The sequence below is a fragment of the Fodinibius sp. genome, assembly GCF_041642155.1.
Taxonomy (GTDB): domain Bacteria; phylum Bacteroidota; class Rhodothermia; order Balneolales; family Balneolaceae; genus Fodinibius.
Window position 1 is genome coordinate 1 of record NZ_JBEPWZ010000305.1, and the last position, 3,467, is coordinate 3,467.

3 protein-coding genes are annotated in these 3,467 nt (G+C 52.2%); 1 reads left to right on the top strand and 2 read right to left on the bottom strand.

All coding sequences use genetic code 11. From position 1 onward, the window contains the following. Positions 1-239, top strand: a 239-nt coding sequence (locus tag ACESLU_RS13105) for a fasciclin domain-containing protein (protein ID WP_372639082.1), incomplete at its 5' end; no start/stop codon positions are given. A 253-nt stretch (positions 240-492) separates the two neighbouring features. Here the strand turns inward: ACESLU_RS13105 and ACESLU_RS13110 are convergent. Both ACESLU_RS13110 and ACESLU_RS13115 read right to left on the bottom strand, forming a co-directional pair. Continuing rightward, positions 493-2,439 carry a M1 family metallopeptidase gene (locus tag ACESLU_RS13110; RefSeq protein WP_372639083.1) on the bottom strand — a complete coding sequence of 649 codons (1,947 nt, stop codon included), beginning with the start codon at positions 2,437-2,439 and terminating at the stop codon, positions 493-495. A gap of 230 nt (positions 2,440-2,669) precedes the next feature. After that, positions 2,670-3,467, bottom strand: a 798-nt coding sequence (locus ACESLU_RS13115) for a M20/M25/M40 family metallo-hydrolase (protein ID WP_372639085.1), incomplete at its 5' end; no start/stop codon positions are given.

A 3,467-nucleotide genomic window follows, 5' to 3' on the forward strand; every position in this document is an offset into this window, starting at 1 on the left:
GGGACGCGGGTCTGTCCGCCGAAGATGTGGAATACCATATCCTGGAGGAAAAGCTGCTCTCCAGCGAGTTAAGCTCCCAGTCCTATACCACGATGGACGGGCAGGATCTTGACGTAGAGGTCAGCGGTGCTACCATCACCATTAACGGCGAGGCTACCGTCACGACGGCCGATATCGAGGGAATCAATGGCGTCGTTCATATTATCGACGCCCCGCTCGAGAAGCCCGCTGCCGAATAAGCAGCACTTAGACCGCTTCCAGGAATTTAATGACATTTAAAAGCCCGTCCTTGTGAGGACGGGCTTTTTATTTTATAGAACGTTTTGCAAAAACCTGTCACGGCATGCTTTCGCCGGGCGGCGGATCGGCCAAGAGCATCGTTGCTGCTATCGATACCCCGCGAACGTACCCTTATCAGCAATACGGCAAGGGGGCAGGACCCGGAGACCAGGGATCTATCAGCCAGCTAATATCTGAAATCCGCCACAGTCATTATTCGCTACTCCACACATTATTACCCGGATTTACATCCGGAAATTCTCTTCGGGGATCAATTTCCACCCGCTGAATCTTTGAAGTAGAATTATACGGCACGGTCCAGCTATCGCCGCGGTGCCATACCTGAACCGGCAACTCGATTACTTCAGTCTGCCCGTTCTCCTGCGTTATTTCCATGACCACAGGCATCACCAGTTTTTTGTTATTGCTGATACTGATCAGAGAACCCTTTGAGGGATCTTCCTCCACGTAGTTAACCGAATCAACCGCCTGGTCCATCGTCCAGGTCTTTTCAAACCAGCCCCTCCAGAACCAGTCCAGGTCGCGTCCGCTGACATTCTCCATCGTATTGAAGAAATCATCGGGAGTGGGGTGTTTGTAGGCCCATCGGTCAATATATTCGGTAAATGCTTCATCAAAAGCTTCCGGGCCGAGGATGGAATTTCGAAGCATCTGGAGTCCCACTGCCGGTTTATTGTACGCCACCGCGCCCAGATTACCCGGCTGTATCTGGTCGGGAGCCGTCATAATCGGCTCAGTGTCTTCGCTATTCAGCCAGTCATTCAGGATCCGGGCATCGGTCTCGCGGTAATATTCGCCATTATTAAAATGCTTTGTGCTCAGGCTGTTAATAAACGAATTGAACCCTTCATCCATCCAGGCATGTTCGCGCTCATTGGACCCTACGATCATCGGGAACCAAATATGTCCAAATTCATGATCGGTAACTCCCCATAAGCCGGCTTCCGTAGCCTTCCAGCTGCAAAACATGATGCCCGGATATTCCATGCCTCCCACGGTCCCGGCTACGTTAATAGCTGTAGAATAGGGGTATTTAGTGAGGTAATCCGAATAGAATTCAATTGAACCTTTAACATACTCCGTTGAGCGGCTCCACGCATTATCACCTGCACTTTCCTCCGGATACACCGACATGGCCAGCGCCTGATCTCCTTCCGGCAGATTTATGCGGGCCGCATCCCAAATGAACGCCCTGGAAGCGGCCCAGGCAATATCTCGAGAATTTTCAATACTAAACTCCCAGGTCAGCCGCTCTGAATCCCGGGGACGCGATTCCTCTGCGCCTACTTCCTCCCGGGTGATAATGTATACGCGTTCATCACTATTATGCGCCTCTTCCCAGCGATCTTGCTGCGCCTGCGTCAATACCTCCTGTGGATTTTCCAGGGTACCCGAGGCCACAATCACATAGTCGGACGGTGCCGTAATCCGGTAATCAAAGGATCCGTAGTCCATGTAAAACTCACCGGCACCCAGATAGGGACGGATATTCCAGCCCTGCACGTCGTCAAAAACGGCTACCCGCGGGTACCACTGGGCCACTTCGTAAATAATACCGTTTTTTGTTTCGACCCTGCCGAGCCGATCCGAGCCGTAGTCGGGGATCACGAATGAATAATCGATACGGATCGTTACCTCCCCTCCTTCGGCAGACAGGGGATCTCTCAGATCAACTTTCATATTCGTCCCCACCGATCGGGTCTCGGGATCGTAGTCTTCCCCCTCCTGCCGAACGGTTATGTCGTCAATCGTTATTCCGCCGTCAAAGTTCCTATTGCCGAACCGGGACCCGGTATGGGGCGTTAATTTTGCACCCCAGGATTCTTTATCGAATAAATTCTGATCGAGCTTGAGCCAAATAAATTTCAGCTGCTGGGGACTGTTATTCGTATACTGTATGGTTATGGTGTTGGTTACTTTATGCTCTTCCGGGTGCAGCCGGACATCCATTTCGTAGTTGGCAGAATTTTGCCAGTAAGCTTCGCCCGGGGCACCGCTGGCACTTCGATAAGATGTACTGGGCCCCGTTTCATAAGGAAGAAATGCTTCCTGTACCGTGGGGGTAGCATCTTCCTGAGCCATAAGCGGAAAAGTTACCAACAAGGCGATAACCAATATAAGCGTAGTTTTAACTTTCATATACACGAATAAATTTTATTTTTAACTCGTTGAGCGGAAAAACAGCCGGACCTAAATGCGCTCAGACCTCAGACCGGTGCTGTTGTCATTTCCTGTCAACATATTCACAAAGCTGTCCGTTTCCGACTCCTGGAAATTATTTCTCAGCCGTTGTATATCACACAACGCGTTACTGGAATTAATTTTTAAAAGCAGGATTGCTAATCAATTATCCCGGCCAGGGTAACAACCTACAGAACCTGAAACGTCTGATCGGGTTCCAGTGCCAGTACCGACTCGGTCATCAGCTCGATGAGGACCTCCACGTCGGTTAGTGAAACGGTCTCCACCGGTGAATGCATATACCGGAGCGGCAGGGAGAGCAGCGCGCTGGGGATGCCGGTCTTCTGATAAAAGATGCTGTCGGTATCCGTGCCGGTGCGAACGCTGGTTGCCTCGTGCTGGATATCGATTCCTTTTTGCTCGCTGAGCTTTTCCAGGAATTCCACAATCCTGGGATGGTTGGCGCCGCCGTGCTGGATGGAGGGTCCCTTACCCAGTTTCACCAGGCCGTGTTCCTTGTGGTCAATGCCCGGGGTATCGGTGGCGTGGGTCACATCCGTCACCAGTGACAGATCGGGCTCAATACGATAGCTCATCATGCGCGCGCCATAACCGCCCACTTCTTCCTGTACCGAATTCAGGGCCACCACGTTAACGCCCAGCTCGTTGCGCCGGTCATTGAGCCTGCGCAGCACCTGGGCGATCATATATCCGCCGATGCGGTTATCCAGGGCGCGTCCCGTCAAAATATCCTCGGAGAGATAATCATACTCATCCGCGTACGTAATCGGGTCGCCCACCTGGACCAAATCCAGGGCCTCTTCCCGGCTCGAAGCCCCGATATCCACGTAAATATCTTTCCAGGCCGGCTGTTCGCCTTTGCCGTTCTTCTTATCCTGCAGGTGGATAGCCGTATTGCCCGTCACTCCGGAAACCACGCCCTCTCTTGTGTGAATACGTACGCGCTTGGCCCGCGCAATGGTCGA